The following is a 19,892-nucleotide window of genomic DNA, read 5'->3' as shown; positions in this document are numbered from 1 at the left end:
GGTACCCGGACCATTCACGGACGTCGGAGCCGTACCCGGCGACGAAGTCGGCGTACTCAGCCTCGGTGTGCCAGCCGAAGCTGTCGTAGTACATCGCGGTGTGCATCAGGTCCCACTCGCGCGGGCCCGTGACGAACCCGTCCAGGTCGATGACCTTGGGATGCCCAGAGCTGTCGCGCAGCACGTTGCCGATGTTGAAGTCCCCGTGGATGGGGCCAGGCTGCAGGGTGAACCGCAGCTCGCGGTACTGCACGGCCAGGTCCTGGGCGAGCTGAGAGAGATAGGCCCTGGTCTCCTGGCGGACCACGGCCCGCTGCAAGCGGTCGTCGACCTTGGCGAAGGGGTGCAGTTCGGGCAGCGCAAAGGCCGGCGGCTGCAACTCGTGCAACTGGTGGAGCACTTCGCCCATCTCGCGCATGCTGGCGTACGTGTCCCCGTCGGCGAGCCCTTCCCAGAAGGTCACCGGGTGGCCGTCGACGACGACGGGCTGTTCGGCCTCGGTGACGAGCCGAGCCGATGAGTAGTCCTCGGCGGCCAGCCAGAGCGCGACGGCGACCTCGGTGCGTACGGAGGGGAGCCGGTCGGGGCTCCGACTGACACGGGCGACCACCTTGCCGCCGTCGACCCTGTACACGGCGTGGTCGCCGAGGCGCAGCAGCTCGACCCCATCCGGATCGAGGTCGGCGACCCGGCAGGCCCGGCGGAGCAGGGCCTCGGCACTGTCCGCGTCGAAGGCAGCCTGATTGCTTTCTCCGGCACCGGGCCGGGCCCGGCCCGGTGGGTCAGGAGACATGCGCTCGCCAGGCGGAGAGGTCCCCCTCGTCCGCGTCCGCGAAGCCGACCGCGACCGGTTTGTCGCCGTCCGCCATCAGGTGGACGGTGCACTGCGTCACCTTGCCACCAGGCGGGACCATGTCGAGGGGCCCTCTGGACGGGCAGGCGGCGATCTCCGGCCCACCCAGGGCCAGGGTCGGCGCGCCTCCGATCTGCTGGCCGCCCTCGGTGAGCACGCGGATGCTGCTCGCCTGGCCAGGGTAGAGGTCGGTCTTGCCGGGATTGCGGTAGGAGATCGTCACGTAGTACGGGGTGCGGTGGCGCTGGTCGTCGTCGAGTTTGAGACCGGTGAGGTCGGCCGGGCTGCCCTTGCGCACGGACTTCAGGGTGGCGGGCAGTTCGAGGACGCCGCCGTGCTCCTTGCCGGCGTCCCAGCGGACGGCGATCGTGTCGCCCGGGTCCGCCATCTCCTTGGAGGCCGTGGCCAGGCCGCCGTCGACTGGCCAGGAGGTGACCTGGTCAGCCGGGCTGATGAACCCGCCCCCGGTGGTGTGCGTCACGGCCATCACGCCGACGCCCTTCGGCATCATGTACGTCCCGCAGGAGGTGTACGAGTCGCCGGGCGCCAGCGTGTCCGGTGCGGAGTCCTCGCAGGGCACGGAGGCGTTCGCGGTGCCGAATCCGCCGGAGGTCGTGACCTGCGTTCCGGGCGCCCAGTCGGTGCCGGTCAGGGCGAGGTTTCGGAAGACCTCGTAGGCGTGGGGGATCTTCTTCTTGCCGGTGTTGGTGACCTCGTAGGTGAGGTAGTAGGGGATCTTGCCCTTCAGGCTGTCGTTGACGCGCACACCGTCGAGGTCGTCCTCCGAGCCACGGGCCAGGCTCTTGACCGCGAGCCGGATCCCGTATTCCTTCTCATCGAGGGCGGTGTGGACAACATCCCGGGCGCCGGTCTTCACGGGCAGCTCTGTCCCGGAAGCCGGTTCCCCCTCCGACTCCACCGAGCCACGTGCACCTGCGCACCCCACGAGCAGGACTATCCCCGCCGCTCCCACGGCAGCCATCCTGAAATTACTGATCAAACGCACGGATCCCCCCTTGTTACGCAGTGCTCCGCAATCTGCTGTTGATTAGCGCATGCTAAGCGACTGCATGGCGCCTGCCTCGGGGGCTGGTGCGGGTGCCAGCCCCCGAGGCGTGTTCAGGTGGTGGCTAGGCGGGGCTGTATCGCTCGATCACGTGCATGCGGTCGAAGGTCCAGTTGCCTGCGGGTGTTTCCCAGCTGTGCAGGGGCCCGTTGAGGGTGCCGTTGGTCTTGGCGGTCCAGGTGATGGTCTTGACGCGGCCGTCGGAGTAGCCGTACACGGTGGCGAGGTCGTCGCGGCCGTCACCGTTGAAGTCACCGGTGGCGATCTTCATGTTCTCGCGGTAGTAGCTTCCGGCCTTGACCGTCCACAGCTCGGTGCGGTTGCCGAACGTGCCGTCGGGCCCGCTGGGGTTGAAGCCGATCACGGAGTCGTGGCCGTCGCCGTAGTCGTACCAGGTGGCGAGGTCGTCGCGGCCGTCGCCGTTGAAGTCGCCGGAGTGCACGCTGGCCTGGTCGAAGTTCCAGCCGGTGGCGGATTCCCAGCCCTGCTTGGTGGGGGCGTTGAAGCCGCCGTTGGGCTTGGTGAGGAAGGTCAGGAGCTTGACCGTGCCGTCGGAGTAGCCGTAGAAGACCGCCAGGTCGTCGCGGCCGTCGCCGTTGTAGTCACCGGTGGCGAACTTCATCTTGGCCGCGTTGTACCAGCCCGCGGGGGCGAAGTGGGAGGCGGCGGGGGCGTTGAAGCCGCCGTTCGGTTTGGCGGTGAAGGTGAACAGCTTGTCGCGTCCATCGTCGTAGGCGTACCAGACGGCGATGTCGTCGCGTCCGTCGCCGTTGAAGTCACCGGCCTGCACGTTCATGTGGGAGAACACCCACTGCCCGGCGGGCACGCTCCAGGAGTGCAGCGGATCACGGAAGTGTCCGTCGCCCGTGCCGAGCCAGGTGATGAGCTTGACCCGGCCGTCGGAGTAGCCGTAGACGGCGGCCACGTCGCCGATGCCGTCACCGTTGAAGTCACCGGTGGTGCGCTTCATGTTCTCGGCCCAGTAGTTCCCGGCGGCCGTCTTCCAGCCGTGGATCGGGGCGTTGAAGCCGCCGTCCGGCTTGCCGGTGAAGGCGTGGATCTCGTCGTGGCCGTCGCCGTAGTCGTACCAGTCGGCCAGGTCGCTGCGGCCGTCACCGTTGTAGTCGTGGCGCACGACCGTGCCGCTGGCCCACTGGGATGCGCCCTTGGCGTTGTGGATGACGAAGTTGCCGCGGTGCTGGAGCACGGCCTTGCCGCCGGGGGCGGAGGTCTTGGACTCCCAGAGTTGCGTGGATCCGTCGGCGGCGAGGACGGTGAGGTTGCCCTGGTCGGTGAAGCGGGCGGTCGCCCCGGGGCGTCCGGCTGTGCCGGTGGACCACAGGGGCTTGCCGGCGTTGGAGACGATGACGAGGTCGCCGTCTTCCTGCATGGTCAGCCGGGCCGCATTCGAGGTCAGGGTGTCGCCGGGCAGCAGCGTGGTACCGGGGGTGAGGGTGTTGCCGCCGACGGTGTTGTCCAGGCGGGCCGAGATCGCCGCGTTGCCGGTGGTCTCGGAGCCGAAGCAGCCGGCTTCGTTGGTCCCGGTGGCCAGGGCGACCAGCTCCAGGGCCCCGTTGGTCTCGCGGACGAGCGGGGCACCGGCGTCGCCCTTGCAGATCGCGTCCGAGGCGCTCTTGCCGCTGACCCTAAGGGTGGCATCGGCCAGCGAGTCCACCTGGAAGGCGGCCGTGTGGAGCTTGTTCGGAACCCACTCGTCCTGGGTGCGGCCGAACCCGGCGGTCTTCAGCTCCTGCCCGGCCTTCGGCGCGGCGGTGGCGAACGGGACCGGGGTGATGCCGGTGGTGGGCTGGGCGAGGCGAGCCAGGACGATGTTCCGGTCCTGGCGCGGCACCAGCTCGACGACCTGACGGACCTGCCCCTTGGCGGTGGTCAGGTCGGTGCGGCCGATGGTGGCCGTGGTCTTCCACTTCGGCTTGCCCGCGGTGGCCTGGCCGGTGGCGGGGTCATCGGCGAAGCAGTTGGCGGCGGTGGCGATCCACTGCGGCGATACCAGGGCCCCGGAGCAGGCCCGCTGGCCGCCGCCGATATCCAGGCGGGCGGTGAACTCGTAGGAGGCCGCAGGCACCGGATCGCCGGCCACGGCCTGTGCGGGAGCAGCGGACAGCGTCAGGGGCGCGGCAAGCAGAATCGCGGCCGACGCAGCACGTATCGGGCGGCGTAGCCGATGGGACGAACGCACAACAAATTCCTTGTCAAAAAGATCAGGTGAAAGCGGTGAGGCGGGCACGGCGCCGGCCGGGCGGAGTTGTCTACCCCGTATGGCGCTCCTTTGCGGCGGGTCGGGAGCGCGCGGGGGTCAGTCGTTGACGCGGATCTCGACGAGTGCGGAGCGCTTGCCGGTGTCGCCGGACTGGCCGACGGTGGTGAGTTTGTTGGCGGGGGCGTCGACGACGGTCTCCTTGCCCTCGGCGGTGAGCGTCGCCTTCACGGGCTGGTCACCGGTCCAGAGGTTGAAGGTGTCGGCCAGTTCCATGGTCAGGTAGCCGCTCTTGGCGTTGGTGTGGAAGCAGAAAGCGCCGAGCCAGGACTCGACCGCGATGTTCGCGGGGTCTGCACGGCACTTGTTGACATCCGTGATGTCGGTGAGCGTGATGTGACTGTCGCCACGCTTGAGGGTCAGATCCGTACGGCCGATGGTGGCGGTCGTGTTCCACTTCGGCGCAGACTCAGAGAGTTCGAAGCCCTTCCACGGATCGTCGCTGAAACAACGGGCAGCGGTGAGAACCCACTGCTTGTCCACCAGCGCACCGGAGCAACCGCGCTTGGCAGACCCGATGTTGAGCTCGGCAGCGAAGGTGTATATACCGTCCTTCACGGACTGGCCGATCATCGCGTTCGCCGGCGTGGCAGTCAACACACTCGCGGCTATCGCGGTGGTAAGGAGTCCGGTCATCCACGCTGCGCGCGGACGTCTACTGAGCATGTTTCTTTCCTGGTTCATAGGGGGCGGCTACAGGCCATGCGAGGAAGCAGCAGTTAGCCGTGTAGGGCAGCCAGATCAGATCCAATTACCCAACAGCGGCCTAGGCATTCCAGATCATCCAGTAACTCGCAGCCGAATGAGTGTGGTCTCGGCGCCGCGTGTTCCTTCGCCGACACTCTGATAGCCGTCCTGGGGGCCTTCCTTGGTGACCTTCACGGTCTCCTTTTTCGCCCCAGCAGTGAGGTCGGCGCTAATGGGACGCTTCGCCGTCTCCAAGGCCCAGACCTTAGGGACTTCCATATCGAGGTAAGCCTGCTTGGCTGTGGCCTGGAAGCAGAAGTCCCCGTTGCGTGTCCAGACCTTGATCTGCTGAGGCGAGGTGCCGCAGTCAGCAAGCGTGAGATGCCCGTCGCCCCTGATCAGCTTGATCCCCTTCTCCTGAAGGATCTTCTCTGCATTGGGGTAGCTGAAGTCCTCTACCGCGGCGGGCAGGCGGTCACTCGCCGCCGATTTGGCGGGCGACTCGGTGGCGGTTGCCAGGGCTGGACCTGCGATCAGCACGCCAAGAGTACAGGCGACTCCGGCGGCAAGTGCCAGTCCTCGGGGGCGAGATATCATAAATAATTCCTTCGAGCGTAGGGCGCGGCACGTCACATTAACACCCGTCACATAACGGCAGTCAACGCATGTTTGGGGCATCGGGCAGGTTGCACCGCCGACGCGACCGCAACCTGCAGGGAGGCGGGACTCTCTTGCCGACCGATAGGCGTTATGTCAAATCGAAAATTCCTGAGTGCCCGCCCCTGGCCTGCAGTGACCGATAACGCCCTGGAGCATAGCCAATCGTCACAGCTATGCTCACCACGCTGAAAGTCAGGACCTGGCAACGGAGTCGCCAGGTAGGTGAGATGAGTTTTCCTTGAAACGAAGAGCACGTTTGAAGGGCATCACGGGGAGGACGACTCGCGCTATGCGCGTGCTGTGCCTCAGCCTGCTGTTGCCCTTGGCCGTCATAGCCGGCCTGGTGGGGCCCACACCCGCCAGTGCCACGGATCACGACAGTGGGCCCCCTGCCGGAGAATCCGCACCCGCCTCCCGACGGGCTTGGGTGGTGGCTGCTTGGAAGTCCGGGGGGCCGGGAACGAAGGCCGCGGCGGAAGCTGCCCTGACAGGCGGTGACGAAGACGTACAGCGCTTCCTGGACACTGTGTGGCCAAAAGAGGAGTATGAGGACGACCGGGTAGCCGCAAGCCAGAAGACCACCATCGGCGGTCCGGCCCTGCAGAAGGCTGCCCGCGAAGCGCTAAACAGCAACGATCCGTACAAGCTCCGAGCATTCCTTGAATATGACTGGAAGACTCCGCTTGAAGAGGATCAGCGGGTCTTTGTGGCCCAGGTCATCAACGAGGGTGGGCCAGGTGTCCGGGAGGCCGGACGTGCTGCGCTCGATGGTTCGGCAGCTGATATCCGGAAGTTCCTTGAACGGGGCCAGTACGTCGAGCGTGAGAAGGATGGCCGGGTCGAAGTAGCCCAGGTCATCAACGAGGGCGGATCTCAGGTCCGCGCGGCCGGCAGGACCGCTCTGAACGGGACCGCCCAGGACATCCGTGAGTTCCTGGAGGTCGGCCAGTTCGTAGCACGGGCCCAGGATCAGGAACAGACCACGGTTGCCCAGCTGGCTGAGATGGCCCGCAACGCGGGTCGTCGTGCGGCTGCGGAGACGGCGGCGGCCAAGCGGGCTTCGGCGCAAGCCGTGACCGCGTCGGACAACGCCAAGCGGGAGGCCCAGCGGGCGGCCAAGGCCGCGTCCAAGGCCCACAAGAACACGCAGGAGGCTGCCGACGCGGCCAGGGGCGCGGCGAATGCGGCCAAGGGGGCTGCCGTCGCTGCGCGGCGTGCGGTCGACGCGGCGCGTGCGGCGAATCGCTCGGCTCGGGTTGCGGCGAATGCGGCTGCGCAGGCTGCGTCCGCTGCCGCTGGTGCTTCTCAGGCGTCGTCGCGGGCCCGTCAGGCAGCTGCCGCTGCTGCTGGCGATGCCCGTAACGCGGCTGCGGCACGTAAGGCGGCTGAAGATGCCAGGGCTGCGGCCAAGGGCGCTGACAAGGCGGCGGATGCCGCTGATGAGGCCACCAAGGCTGCTACACAGGCCGGGGTGGCGGCGAAGTCTGCGGCCAGTGCGGGAGCCAACGCTCTGATGGCCGCCGAGTCCGCGGAGCGTGCCAGCAGTTACGCCGGTCAGGCTGATGCGCATGCTGCCGCTGCCAGGCGGGCGGCGGCACAGTCCCGCCGTCAGGCCGAGGAGGCCAACCGCGCAGCCGGTACGGCCGAGAGCCTCGCGCGTCAAGCTGCCGCGAAGGCGCGGGAAGCACGCGATGCGGCACGTAAGGCCGCGCAGCACGCTCGGGAGTCGGCTGACGCTGCGGAGAAGGCCGCCAAATATGCCGGTCAGGCAGGTAAGGCTGCGGAAAGGTCCGCTGTTCACGCCAAGGCCGCCCGGGAGGCCGCCAACGAGGCCAGCTCAGCCGTGGCCAAAGCGAAGGCCACCTACAAGCTGGCGCGTAAGATCGAGGACGCCGAGCTCCTGACACGGACCCACAAGGGGATCGAGCAGGCCAAGGAGCTCAAGAGCAAAGCCGATGAGCTTCAGTCTGAGCAAGACGCGGACGTCCGGCAGGAAGAGCAGTTCGAGGCCCAGGCGCGTCGGCTGACCACCGAGGCTGCCAAGCCTGGTGTCGATGTGAAGGACGTGGCGACCAAGGGCCGCAAGGCCGCGCTGCTGGCAATGAAGGTTCGTGGTCCGTGGGGGCGTGCAGCTGCCGCAGCCGCCCTCGGCGGTTCGGACCAGGATGTCGCCGAATACATCCGCAACGGCTGGAAGCTTGCCGCTGCGCAGGATGAGCGTGTCCAGGCCGAGAGGCTGGCCAGCGAGAGTTCCCTAGCAGCGGTCCGACAAGCAGCGGAAAAGGCGCTTAAGGGTGGCCCCACGCAGATTTCGGAGTTCTTGACCACCGGCCAGTATCAGGCCGGTGCCAGTGACTTCCGTGTGCACATCGCACAGATCATCAACGAGGGCGGTCCCGGTGTTCAGCAGGCCGGTCGGGCGGCCTTGAACTCCAATTCCCCGGACCAGTACCGGAAGTTCATCCTCACCGGGCAGTACACGGCCCGGTATCAGGACGAGCGGGTTCGCGCGGCGCAGCTGGCCAACAGCGGTGGCCCGGAGCTCAAAGCCGCAGCCCGCATCGCCATGGAGAGCCCGCCCTATGTGCTCCACGCCTTCATTGGGCACGGCCAGTACATGGCCAAGCGGAAGGACTTGCTGGCTGCCACGCACAAGGCACGTGTCCAGCAGCTGATCGCAGAGTCGGCGCGCACAGCAGCCACTGCCCAGCAGAACGCTTTCGAAGCCGAGAAGGCAGCCGCCCTTGCCGCCCACAAGGCCGCGGAGGCGAAGAGTTATGCCCGGCAGGCGAAGGAATCGGCGGCCAGTGCGAAGAAGTCGGCCGACCAGGCCCGCGGTTTCGCCAAGAACGCTAAGGCCTCTGCTGCACGCGCTGCGGAGTCGGCCAAGACTGCACGCAAGGCCGCAGCCGATGCCAACCGCGCTGCGGAAAATGCTGCCCTTTCAGTTAATGATGCTTCCGTCTCGGCCGAACTGGCGCATGTCTCTGCCTCCATTGCCTGGACCTCTGCAAAAAAGGCCCGCGCATCGGCGCTGGCTGCGGGCAAGGATGCAAAGGCGGCCAATAAGGCCGCCAAGGACGCCCTCAAAATAGCCGTCGAAAAAGCCATGGCCGAGGCCAAGGCCCAGCGGAAGGCCGAGGCGGACGCCAAGGAGAAAGCGCACCAGGAGGCCGGCAGGAGGGCCAGTGAGCTCTACCGCTGCGGAATGCTGGGCTGCGACGCCCGGGTGTCGTCCCCCAACTTCCCCACATGGTGCACGAAAAACCGCCTCATGTGCGACATCCTGGCGGATGCGGACAACATCGAGGAGGCGATGAGGGGGATATGGAACGTTGAAAAGAAGATCCTTGGACTTGAATCGCTTGAGGCATGCGCGAAGGACAAGGACATCCTCACCTGCGGTGACCTCTTCAAAGACGTCCTGATCAGCTCGAAGCTCAAGGCACTGCGCACGGCATACGAGACACTAAACCACCTGTCCAAAGGATGGTGCATTCAGTGCTTCCCGGCTGGCACCAAGGTGCTCATGGGCGATGGATCCACACGCAATATCGAGGACATCAAACCGGGCGACCAGGTCCTCTCAACCGACCCGATCAGCGGTGAAACAGGCTCCCAAGAAGCCACCCACAAGATCGTCACTGAACATGACAAGCGCTTCAATGAACTCACTATCGCAACCCACCGTGGCCCGGAGAAGCTGACCGCCACGTATGAACATCCCTTCTGGAGCCCGTCCGAACACCGTTGGGTCCCAGCAAGCGACCTCAAACCAGGCACCAGTCTCCGCAGCAACGACGGCAGCACCGTCCGAGTCGAAGCCAACCACGCCTTCGAGAAACACGCACGCACCTACAACCTCACGGTCAACGGCCTCCACACGTACTATGTACTTGCGGGCGAAACGCCAGTCCTCGTTCACAACAGCGGAGGCCACACTCCAGAAAATGGGATGGTCACTGTTGGCCGCTGGATGTCGCCGGCAGAGCATCAGGCGATGATGGAGACCGGAATGGTTCAGCGCGGCGGAGGTGGTTTCACCTACGTTGTGTACCCGGCAAGTCGAGACGCATACATATCCGCGCGTCCGGGATCTGTCTACGTCGAATTTGACGTACCTAAATCTTCGCTCATTCCCGGCGGTCGACCGGGGGACTTCAAGATGTCAGATTCTGACACCATCTTTGCTCGGCTGGCAAAGAAGAAGGGGAACCCCGTTCCTGAACTTCCCAAAGCGAAGAATGTCAAGTTGGGAGGATGGGGATGTCTCTAGGTAGTACGTTGGTAGCATCGGCCCAGGAATGGATCCTTCAGGAAATCCGTACCACAGAGGCCCTAGAGGGCATTTCGAATATCGAAATATCCCCCTCTAAGCAGGGGGCCAATTCGCTGAGCTGGATCCTTGACAGCGGAAAATTCATGGCCCAGGTAGTACTGTGGGACACGGGGGAATTCGAGGAAGATTTCGCGAATGTGGACGCAGGCCAGGTTCGGACACGGAGCGGCCGACTGGCATCACCTGGTGATCTCGAATCCTGCCTTACGCGCGCCCGCGATTGGGTCCTCCAGGACCTCTAGGTCCAGCAGTAGGACGGGGTTACTTTCCAGCCTCGCAGGGTAGTAGTTGCTCGAGTTCTATTGGTCGTCGTGACACCCAACTCAAGGAGTGTGCAATAGACCTCGAGGTTTGCAAACATCATCGGCGTGAAGGAAGATGACGTCGAGAATTTCTGGGCTCGTTTATAGGCGCACATACGGGAGCCCCCGCCAATCTTGTGATTGACGGGGGCTCCTGGCCGCTTGGCGGCAACGCTGACGGCAACGCCGCCTGACAGCATTCCAGAAAGCTGGAATTCCAGCCCCGTTCAGGATGGCCACACGGGAAGAGGCGGCTGCCGAATCCTAGAAATTCACGACGGTGACCAACGATGATTCGATCGTTCTCCGCGAAACGGGGAGAGGTGTGGACTCCATGAGTAAGCTCGATCCAGATACATCATCCGTTCAATCGCCTGAGGATCTGTCGAGATTCTTGCTCGCCTTGGCTGAGAGGACCGATGCGGGTACATTCCCCAATGAGAACGAATCCTCAGTAGACTATGTCCGGGCTGCAGGGTACTGGGTTCGCTCCATGAAGGGGTTCTTCTTGAACCGTGGCGAAGAGATCCCCGAATACCCTAGCTGGGAAATGATCGCCATGATATTTTCGGCGGCCTTCATTTACGAGTAGTCGAATTTAAGTGAGAAGCGACAAAGGCCCTACTGAAAGCGGTGGGGCCTCTTAGCTTAGTACTCCAGTTGCAGTTTGCTATTCCTGCTGGTCAGGGATCTGTTTCTGAGTGTAGCGAGCTGACGGGCAGTCAGGTGGCGGGAGTTCGTGACCGGCGGTGCGGCGCTTGTAGTGGCAGTGTCTGGCGGTGGCCTGGTGACGGCGGCGCCAGCAGGACCACCTCAGTGCCTGATCGGTGTGATGCCGGTGGTGGTGTGCTGCCCTGGGGCGGCAAGCTGCCAGAAGTCTGCGGATTTCTGCCAGCGTGAGGGACGCGAGGGATGATCCGTTTCTGCGGCCCCCCTCTCCGTCCCGGCCTGAACCGCCATGGCTGCCAGGAAGGCGTGGGCGAGCATGGCCAGGGTGATGTGCCGGTACCAGGCGGGGTAACGGCGGACTTCGTACTGGTCCAGGCCGCACTCGTTCTTCGCGCTCTGGAAGCACGACTCGACGGCCCAGCGGCTGCCGGCGACTTCGACCAGCTTGCCGACGCTGGTGCCGGTGGGAGCGTGGGCCAGGTAGTAGGCGACCTCCTCAGGACGCGCGATGCTGCGGCGGGCCAACACCCAGCGCCGGTGGGCCGGTTCGTCGCCGTCGAAGAACGGGACGGCCGGCAACTGGGCAGCTGCCCAGTCGTAGAGGCGAGGACCCTTGGCGCCGTCACCGCACGAGAGCCGCTCCCATGCCTCGTCGGGGGCCTCGCCGATGAGCTGGTCGATGCGCCAGCACCCGGCCAGCGACTTGACCTGCTGCGATTTCGGGACCGCGACGACGTATCCGAGCCCGGCCTCCTCGAGCATGCGGCGGAAGTGCCAGTCCTGGCCGTAGAGGGCATCGGCGGTCACCCACGCGATAGGCAGCGGTGACGACAGGGCCCGGGCGATCAGGACCCGGGCCAGCTCGGTCTTGGTGGCGAAACCACGCTCGTCGGGCACCTTCGCCGCCCGGCACCGCTCCCGGTCGGACGTCCAGGACTTCGGCAGGTACAGCTCCCGGTCCACCAACGTCCGCCCCCGCGAGGACGCGTACGCGGCGAACACCGCGACCTGGCAGTTCTCAGTACGTCCCGGGGCCTGTATTTCAATTAGTGCTCGCTCAGCTGGTGTTGGTGGGAGGGTGGACCATGACTGTGCGTCCGCCCGTTGCCGTGTTACGGGCCAAGTTCGATCGGATCCTGCCGCATCTCGACGAGCGTCGCCGTCGGCTCTACCTGGCAAGCGAGTCTGCGGCCATCGGCCACGGTGGGATCACTCTGGTCGCTGCCGCCTCTGGGGCCAGCACCGCCACCGTCGCGCGGGGCGTCACTGAACTGGCGGGAGACCCGCTGCCGACGAGGAGGGTTCGTGCTCCGGGAGCCGGCCGCAAGCCGTTGACGGTCACCGACCCCGGACTGCTGCCGGCGCTGGAATCGTTGATCGAGCCGCACACCCGTGGTGATCCCGTCTCTCCGTTGCGGTGGACCACCCTGTCACTGCGTGCCCTGGCCTTGAACCTCACGTCACAAGGTCATCGGGTCAGTGCCGCAACCGTCGGGCGCCTGCTGCACAGCCTGGGTTACAGCCTGCAGGGCACCGTCAAGACCACCGAAGGCGCCAGCCATCCGGACCGCGACGCCCAGTTCGCTCATCTGAACGCTACGGCCACCGCCTTCCTCGACGACGAGCAGCCGGTGATCAGTGTCGACACCAAAGCCAAGGAATGGCTCGGCAACCGCGACCGACCCGGTCGCACCTGGCGGCCGGGCAAGGACCCGATCAGGGTCGACTGCCACACCTTCACCACCAGCGACCAGCCGGTGGCGATCCCCTACGGGATCTACGACATCGCCACCAACACCGGCTGGGTCAACGTCGGGACCGACCACGACACCGCCGAGTTCGCGGTGGAATCGATACGCCGCTGGTGGCAGAGCCGCGGACGGGTCGTCCACCCGGACGCTACCCGGTTGTTGATCACCGCCGACGCCGGTGGTTCGAACGATCCCCGCCGCTGGACCTGGAAGAAGCACCTGGCCGCCTTCGCCCTGGAGAGCGGACTGGAGATCGCGGTCTGCCACTTTCCGCCCGGCACATCCAAATGGAACAAAATAGAACATCGGATGTTCTGCCACATCACCGCGAACTGGCGGGGCCGGCCACTGACCAGCTACCAGGTCGTCATCGAAACCATCGCCGCGACGACCACCCGGAGCGGGCTGACCATCGGCGCCGAGTTGGACACGGGCAGCTACTGCCTGGGCAGCACCGTCACCCCCGCCGAGTTCCAAGCCCTGCCAATCACGCCCAACGCGTTCCACGGCGACTGGAACTACACCGTGGCCCCCATCCCGCCCCAACCCCCGCAGGCACCAGCGACCATCCGACGAATCGATCCCGCCGTGACCACGATGCTCACCGATCCGGCCCTGACCGGCATGCCACGGCCCGCCTTCGAACACCTCGTCACAGCCTCGGAGCCGTACTGGGATGCCCTGGCCGAGGCGGCCTTCCAACGGCGCTTCCACCGCCCGCGCAGCTACCTCCACCCGCAATCCAGCAGCCTGGACCACTACCACCGCCTCCTGGCGGCCCTCTTACGCCGCCGCCGAGCGATCACCAGCACCTTCCTGGCCCAACTGCTGGGAGTCGGCCGCACCAACCTGTCCAACCAGTTCCAGGACGGCCACCGACTCCTGGACCTGCACCGCGTAGTCGTCACACCGCTCCCCGGACCACCCGCCCGCACCGTGGAACAGATCCGAGCCCGCTTGACTCCCGACGAAGACCACCGAGCAGACCAACCCTGACAGTTATTCAGACACAGGCCCCCGCGGTGCCTGAGTACTGCCGTTGCACCCCGGCCGAGGTGGTGCCCTTCTTGAGGAGTTGGGTCGGGGACGGGACGCCGTGCACCTTCTCGGGTGCCGGTCTTCCCATCCCCGCCCGCCGAACCGGACGTGCCCGTTGGCCGAGCATCCGGCTCTCCACGCGATCCGATGAATCAGGCGAGGTATTCACTGACCTGGCCGACGAAGGCCACATCGTCGTGGTTGATCCGGCGGAAACGCGCCCCGCCCGGATCGACCTCATCGATGTTGTATGGCGTGCTGATCTTCGCTCCGCGGAAGCGGTAACGCTCGACCTTCATCTTCGCCGGGTTGTAGAGGGTGACCCCACCCTCTGCGATGCTGTCCGCTGCAAAGTAACGGCGGCGCATCTGTTTCCAGGTCATACGAGGGTGCTTGCGACGAATCCAGAGATTCATCCTCCGCCACGCGTACCAGCCGAGATACGAGAACGTTCTCTTCGAAACGCCGTAGCGGAAGTAAGCCGCCCAGCCCCGAAGGACCGGGTTGACCGTCCGCAGCACCTCCTTCAACGAGAGCGAGGTTGTGCCTCGCCCTGTCAGTTTCTTGATCTTGTGCATCGCCGATGCCAAGGCTTGCTTGGCCGGAATGGTGAGCACAACACGACGGCCGCCGCCCCAGAACCTGCGCTGGATGTGGAAGCCCAAGAAGACGAACCCGTCGTCGATGTGGGTGATGCGGGTCTTCTCGTCCGAGAGGGTCATCTTCATTCTGCTGGCCAGCAGTTCACCGATCTCCGCCTTCAGCGCCTCAGCGTCATCCCTCGTGCCATGAACAAGCACCACGAAGTCGTCCGCATAACGCACCAGCCGGAAGTTCGGCAGACCCTTGCGACGTCGATGCTGCCGACGCCACGCCGGGGTCATCTCGGTCTCCCAGATCCGCGAGAAATGCCGGTCCAGGACAGTGAGATAGATGTTAGCCAGCAGCGGGGAAACAACTCCTCCTTGCGGAGTACCCGTAAGGGACTCCGCGAACCCGCCCTGCAATTCGACAACCCCAGCCCGCAGAAACACGCTGACCAGCCGCAGAACCTTGCGGTCCTTGATGCGCTCGGCCACCAAGTTCATCAGAACATGGTGATCGACATTGTCGAAGCAAGCCTTGATGTCGCCCTCGATGACCCACTCGTAGTTTGACGGCTTGCTGGTGCAGTGGTGGATTTCGGCGATGGCATCCTGAGCCCGCCGGCCAGGCCGATACCCGTAACTGGACGGGTAGAAATCGACCTCGAAGATCGGCTCCAGAACCAGCTTGAGGGCCATCTGCGCCACCCGGTCACGCAGAGTCGGGATACCCAGGTAACGGACCTTGCCGTTCTTCTTCGGGATCACCGCCTGCTTGACCGGAAGCGCCGTGAAGGACCCGTCTTTGAGGGAGGAGCGCAGCTCCTCCAGAAACGGAATCACTCCGTGACGTTCCTCGACGTGATAACGGGTTAACCCGTCCACGCCTGCTGTCCTGGCACCCCGGTTGCCGGACACCCGTTCCCAGGCCACCAGCAATGTGGCCCGGTCACAGACCAAGTTGAATACATCCTTGAACCGTCGATGCGGCTCATTCCTTGCCCATCGGTGCAGCTTGAGCTGATGATCGAGTACCCGCCGCTCGGCCGCCATACTGCCCGGCCAAGATATCGGCGGTGCGTCGTTGTTCAACAACGTTCCTCCCCGACAGCAGCTCTGCTGCTATCACGCTGTCGCCGTGAAGTAGGCCGCCGGCGAGGTGCCCCAGCGGGGTCCTTTTCCGACGGCCCCTTCCCGAACCGGGCATGCGACTTATCACCGCACCCGGCTCTCCAGTGCCCAATTCCGCGAGCCCTGCCGGTCGGTGCGTCCATTGTGGATTTCACCGTGGCAGTCGCGGCAGACTACGAGGGTCTTGCGGCGACGTGATGCCATCCGCTGTGCCCACTCAGGCTGTTCAGCCTGATCCCGGGTAGGGAGATCTTCCAAACGTCGAATGTGATGCACTTCGACGTCTGTATGCGCTCGGCAGAGCTCGCAGCGACTGGACATGAGCCGGTCGATGAGCTCCGCTGGTCGCTGTCTCCATACAGCCGGGAGTTCGTCTCTGAGGATTACCCTCGTGGTCCTGCGCGCCAGAGGTACCCCGCCCCAACGGGCGACCAGCGGTCTCTTTCCGGCACGTTCGACTGTGACCTGTAGCCCTCTGCGAGGACCTCCAGGAGTTTGCCAAGTCGCCCGGAAACGGTTCCAGATCTTATTGACGCTGAGCTTGTTCTTGTGCCCCAGCGTCTTGCCCAGAGACCGTTCCATGACGTACCTCAGCGAGCCGAGGCGGTGCCGGTTGTAGGCCAGCTGGTAATACTCTGCGATTCCCCGGAACTCCGCCTGGTACCGCGCCACGATCTGAAAGTTCGAGTCGTGGACACGTTCCAGTTTGGCGGCCGGTTTGCCGCGTCGCATGTAGGGCTTGCGCTTGGCGCGCACGACATCCATTGGCACCTTCAAGCCGATCTGTCCGTTGATGGACCTATGGCCGTGTCGGTTGCGTTTGGCGTCGTTGTGGTGGACCACGATCTCGTAGCCGAGGAAACGAGCGGCTCGTGTCCGCCCATGGGTGATCAAGGTCTTCCGATCAGAGAGTTCCAGCTTCAAATGATTCCGCAGGAATCTCCCGATCAGTCCCTTGATGTTCTCGGCTTCCTGCCTCGTCCCGGAGAATCCGAGCAGCCAATCGTCCGCATAGCGGACGTAGTGCAGCCGCCGGAAACCTGAATCGTTTGGGTCACGCGAGGGAAGTCGTTGCAGCTGATGGCGCAACTGCCGTGCTTCCTCCCGCCGTCCGCGCTTCTCCAGTTTCCAAGCTGCCTTGTGTATCCGCATGTACGGCAGATACGGCTTGCGTCGGGCGCCCCGGTTGAAGACAGGCAAGAGCGTTGTCTCGACGTACTTGTCCAAGCGGTCCAGGTAGATGTTGGAGAGCAGTGGGCTCAGAACACCCCCTTGTGGCGCACCACTCAGTGTTTCGTGATAGCGCCATTCCTCCAAGTATCCAGCCTGGAATAGCCCGTCGATCAACCGTAGAAAACGGTTGTCGTGAATGTCTTCGGCTAAGATGGAGCGCAGTACCCCATGATCCAGCCGGTCGAAACACTGGGAGATGTCTCCCTCGACGAACCACGTTACCCCGCCCCACGACTCGGAAACTTCCGCGAGTGCTGTGTGACAGCCCTTCCCTGGCCTGAAACCATGGGACCGATCGGAGAACTGCGGCTCGTAATACGCCTCCAGCAGAGAGCGGATCACTTCTTGCAGCAGCTTGTCCGACCACGAAGGCAGACCCAGAGGCCGGCGCTTCCCTGGTGTTCCTTTCTTCTCGATGTATACGCGCCGAACCGGGGTCCACCGATACCGCTCATGTCGCAAAGCATCGATGATCGTCTGAATTTTCTTCAGACTCATACCATCCACGGTCTCTTGGTTAGAACCGGGTGTCATAGAGCCATCGTTGCGGTAGATCTTGCCGTAGGCCCGCAAATACAACTCCGGGTTGAACAGGTGCCGGTACAGTCTCTCCAGTGGAAATCCTCTCTTGCCGCGTTCGTGGATGATCTCCATCAGGGCTTCGGCTCTCTGCATTACGCGTACCTTGCCTCTCCGGATATCGTGGACACCTGTGCCACTTGGCCCTGTAAGCGGCTCTCCCGCTCTCCTCGGTGGGGCGTTACTCCCACGACTACTATTGACACCCCGTCACCATAGGGCTCGCGCCCCTTAGGTGATCCCGAATTCCTCTTGCATTGGACGTATCGAGCGTGACGTAGGCGGCCTGTCCGTTCCCTTGAGTGAGCTCGTTGCTCACCGTCCACCAGCCGGAAGGGTTGGGGCGAAGCAAAGGGGATTCGCCTGATGCTGATGACTCCGCTCCGGGCGTTGTATGTCGGAGGATGCACATTTCCATCCCTGGGAACTTGGCTTCAAACAGTTTGGTCTTCGCCATATCACACGGACTTTGCGCGGCAGCGCCATAAACGCCTTCACAACGCTCCACGCTTTCCCGCCATGCTGTTGTCCCCTCGCGCTTTCGCGTCCAGGTAAGGCGGGTAGTCCAGAGGCTTCTCCTTCCGAACCTCTACTCTCTGCGAGAGTGATCCAACGCCGAGTTAGACGGCGCAACTTTCCCGTGTGACCGGCTTTCCCGGACTCTGAGTACTACGGCGACTCCGCCACGATCTGGCATCATCAGCGGGCGTTGCGCCTGCCCGCCGTCCGACCGGCTGCCGGACGGGAAGGGCGATGCCAGATCGCTTCCCACGTTCACTGAGAATCTCTGCGACGGCTTCGGTGCCCGGCTTTACCCCGGCAGCATCGCCACGGACCGCATATCGCAGTCTTGGTCCGGGCCTCCCGGCGCCCACAGGCTAAAGACGCCGGAAGAGGAGAGGCCACCGGATAGAGCACTCTCCAGCACTGCGGCGCGGCCCATCCACCAGATTCGGCAGACCGCTGACGACTCACGGGGCTTCAACCACCGATTCAGTTTCCTTACACCCATTCCGTCTTCGCTTGCGGGCACGAACCGCCTGGTGGTGTCGATTCGCCCCTACGTTGTCGAGGCCGCTTCCGGCGTCACCCCCAACCCGGGGATCCACCTGCCTCCAGCTTCAACCAGTCACTGCGATGACCAGCGGCGGGTTCCTCCTCCCGCTCGATTCCTGTGAGGTCGACCCGGAGCGCGGTGCTGGCCTCGCGGCCAGCCCGTTTCTCCGGGTCGCCTCCCGAACCCGGCGTGCACCGCTAAGCGCACCGGGCTCTCCACAAGTCCCGTGGGTTTGTGTTCACCTCATGCTGTGCTCGGCCACGGTGTCGGGATGCGTGTTCCCCGGTAGTAGTAGCGCTTGGCGCTTACCCTTGCCGGGTCGAACAACTCCACTCCATCCGCGGCGGGCCAGATGCCGTAGCGTCGGCGTAGTACCTTCCAAGGAACACGCCTGTGCTTGCGCTCCTGCCATCTGACGATCTCCTTCCAGAGATAGGCCCTCAGATAGCTGAATGTCGCATTCGAGCATCCGTACTTGAAGTACGCGGTCCATCCCCGCAGCATCCGATTGAGCTGATGCAGCAGGTCTTCGAGCGGCAGGTTCGTGCTCCGCCGGCAGATCGTCTTCACCTTGGCCATGACGGCCACCAGGGCCTTCTTGGCCGGATAGACGTAGACGTACTGCTTGCCGGTGCCTCGTTTCCGGTGGCGCTGGATGCGCCAGCCGAGGAAATCAAGACCCTCGTCGACGTGGGTGATCAGAGTCTTCTCCGGAGAGAGGCGCAGGCCCATCGTGGACAAGACCCCTGCGAGCTCTTCCCGCAGGGCTTCGGCGTGCGCCTCGGTGCCCGAAACGAGCAAGCACCAGTCGTCTGCATACCGCACAAGGCGGTAGTTCGGCAGACCTTGTCGGCGTCGCTTGGCCCTTCCATACGGGCTGGCTCCGGGCCCACCTGGCCCTTGGGCGACATGGTCGTCCAAGACCGAGAGAGCCACGTTGCTCAGCAACGGGGAGAGAATCGATCCCTGCGGAGTTCCGGCATCGGTATCCACCAGCGTGCCGTCCTCATCGAGGATGCCCGCCTTCAGAAACGCCTTCACCAGAGCCAGGATGCGTTTGTCTCCGATACGTTCCCGCACCCGGTCCATAAGGGCAGAGTGTGAGATTTCGTCGAAGCAGGCTTTGATGTCACCCTCAACAACCCACTCGTATGAGCGGGATGCGAAATGGTGCACCTCGGCCACTGCATCGTGAGCCCGGCGGTTCGGACGGAACCCGTAGGAGCACGGGCGAAAATCCGTCTCGAAAATTGGCTCCAACACCAGTTTCAAGGACGCCTGGGCCACCCGGTCACGGATGGTCGCGATCCCCAGATAGCGGACCTTGCCGCCAGCCTTGGGAATCGCGCGTCGTCGCGCCGGAAGGGGACGGAAGGTGCGGGCCTTGAGATCTTCCCGCAGTTCCTTCAGAAACCCCTCCAGCCCACGCTCGGACTCAATGTAGTAGGCGGTTTCCCCGTCTACCCCTGCCGTGCGCGTGCCCTTGTTGTTCCGCACCCGATCCCAGGAAACCAGCAGAAAGCCTGGGTCGGCAACGAGGTTGTGCAGATCATCGAACCTGCGATGAGGGTCGTCATTGGCCCAACGGTGCAGCTTGGTCTGGATCTCCAGTACCCGGCGTTCCGCCTTGAGTAAGGCGTATTCCAGTTCGTCGGTATTCACCAA

9 protein-coding genes and 3 pseudogenes are annotated in these 19,892 nt (G+C 64.3%); 3 read left to right on the top strand and 9 right to left on the bottom strand.

Going from position 1 to position 19,892, the window contains the following annotated elements; all coding sequences use genetic code 11:
* Positions 1–16 precede the first annotated feature (16 nt).
* The 5 genes and pseudogenes from K9S39_RS38990 to K9S39_RS38970 form a co-directional block, all read right to left on the bottom strand.
* Positions 17–793, bottom strand: a pseudogene (locus K9S39_RS38990) (phosphotransferase enzyme family protein); the annotation flags it as partial.
* On the bottom strand, positions 783–1,730 hold the full coding sequence (locus K9S39_RS38985; RefSeq protein ID WP_248868005.1) for a hypothetical protein: 948 nt from the start codon (positions 1,728–1,730) through the stop codon (positions 783–785). The gene K9S39_RS38985 and the pseudogene K9S39_RS38990, both read right to left, overlap by 11 nt.
* A 253-nt stretch (positions 1,731–1,983) precedes the next feature.
* Positions 1,984–4,119: an FG-GAP-like repeat-containing protein gene (locus tag K9S39_RS38980; RefSeq protein WP_248868004.1), complete on the bottom strand. Its 2,136-nt coding sequence runs from the start codon at positions 4,117–4,119 to the stop codon at positions 1,984–1,986.
* A 117-nt stretch (positions 4,120–4,236) separates the two neighbouring features.
* Positions 4,237–4,833 carry a trypsin-like serine protease gene (locus K9S39_RS38975; RefSeq protein WP_248868003.1) on the bottom strand — a complete coding sequence of 199 codons (597 nt, stop codon included), beginning with the start codon at positions 4,831–4,833 and terminating at the stop codon, positions 4,237–4,239.
* Positions 4,834–4,977: 144 nt separating this feature from the next.
* Complete coding sequence (locus K9S39_RS38970) at positions 4,978–5,424, bottom strand: hypothetical protein (RefSeq protein ID WP_248868002.1); 447 nt, start codon at positions 5,422–5,424, stop codon at positions 4,978–4,980.
* 550 nt (positions 5,425–5,974) lie between these two features.
* Between K9S39_RS38970 and K9S39_RS38965 the strand changes: the two genes are divergently transcribed.
* Both K9S39_RS38965 and K9S39_RS38960 read left to right on the top strand, forming a co-directional pair.
* Entirely contained in the window at positions 5,975–9,820 is a 3,846-nt protein-coding gene (locus K9S39_RS38965; RefSeq protein WP_248868001.1) for a TreTu family toxin, read from the top strand.
* A gap of 645 nt (positions 9,821–10,465) precedes the next feature.
* On the top strand, positions 10,466–10,777 hold the full coding sequence (locus K9S39_RS38960; protein WP_248868000.1) for a DUF7660 family protein: 312 nt from the start codon (positions 10,466–10,468) through the stop codon (positions 10,775–10,777).
* A 221-nt stretch (positions 10,778–10,998) separates the two neighbouring features.
* On the opposite strand, the pseudogene K9S39_RS38955 reads toward K9S39_RS38960, so the two are convergent.
* Positions 10,999–11,883 (bottom strand): annotated as a pseudogene (locus tag K9S39_RS38955) (IS701 family transposase); the annotation flags it as partial.
* A gap of 56 nt (positions 11,884–11,939) precedes the next feature.
* Between K9S39_RS38955 and K9S39_RS38950 the strand changes: the two are divergent.
* Positions 11,940–13,621, top strand: a pseudogene (locus K9S39_RS38950) (ISAzo13 family transposase); the annotation flags it as partial.
* A gap of 174 nt (positions 13,622–13,795) precedes the next feature.
* On the opposite strand, the gene ltrA (K9S39_RS38945) reads toward K9S39_RS38950, so the two are convergent.
* The 3 genes from ltrA (K9S39_RS38945) to ltrA (K9S39_RS38935) all read right to left on the bottom strand — a co-directional run bounded on the left by ltrA (K9S39_RS38945) (position 13,796) and on the right by ltrA (K9S39_RS38935) (position 19,889).
* Positions 13,796–15,319 (bottom strand): group II intron reverse transcriptase/maturase, encoded by a 1,524-nt coding sequence (gene ltrA, locus K9S39_RS38945; RefSeq protein WP_319949534.1) that lies wholly within the window; start codon positions 15,317–15,319, stop codon positions 13,796–13,798.
* A gap of 123 nt (positions 15,320–15,442) precedes the next feature.
* Entirely contained in the window at positions 15,443–17,266 is a 1,824-nt protein-coding gene (locus K9S39_RS38940) for a reverse transcriptase/maturase family protein (RefSeq protein ID WP_248861435.1), read from the bottom strand.
* Positions 17,267–18,470: 1,204 nt separating this feature from the next.
* Positions 18,471–19,889 (bottom strand): group II intron reverse transcriptase/maturase, encoded by a 1,419-nt coding sequence (gene ltrA / locus K9S39_RS38935; RefSeq protein ID WP_248867575.1) that lies wholly within the window; start codon positions 19,887–19,889, stop codon positions 18,471–18,473.
* Positions 19,890–19,892: the final 3 nt, after the last annotated feature.

This window comes from Streptomyces halobius (assembly GCF_023277745.1).
GTDB classification, from domain to species: domain Bacteria; phylum Actinomycetota; class Actinomycetes; order Streptomycetales; family Streptomycetaceae; genus Streptomyces; species Streptomyces halobius.
The sequence above is the reverse complement of the archived record's forward strand: the minus strand, read 5'-3'. Positions and strand labels throughout refer to the sequence as shown.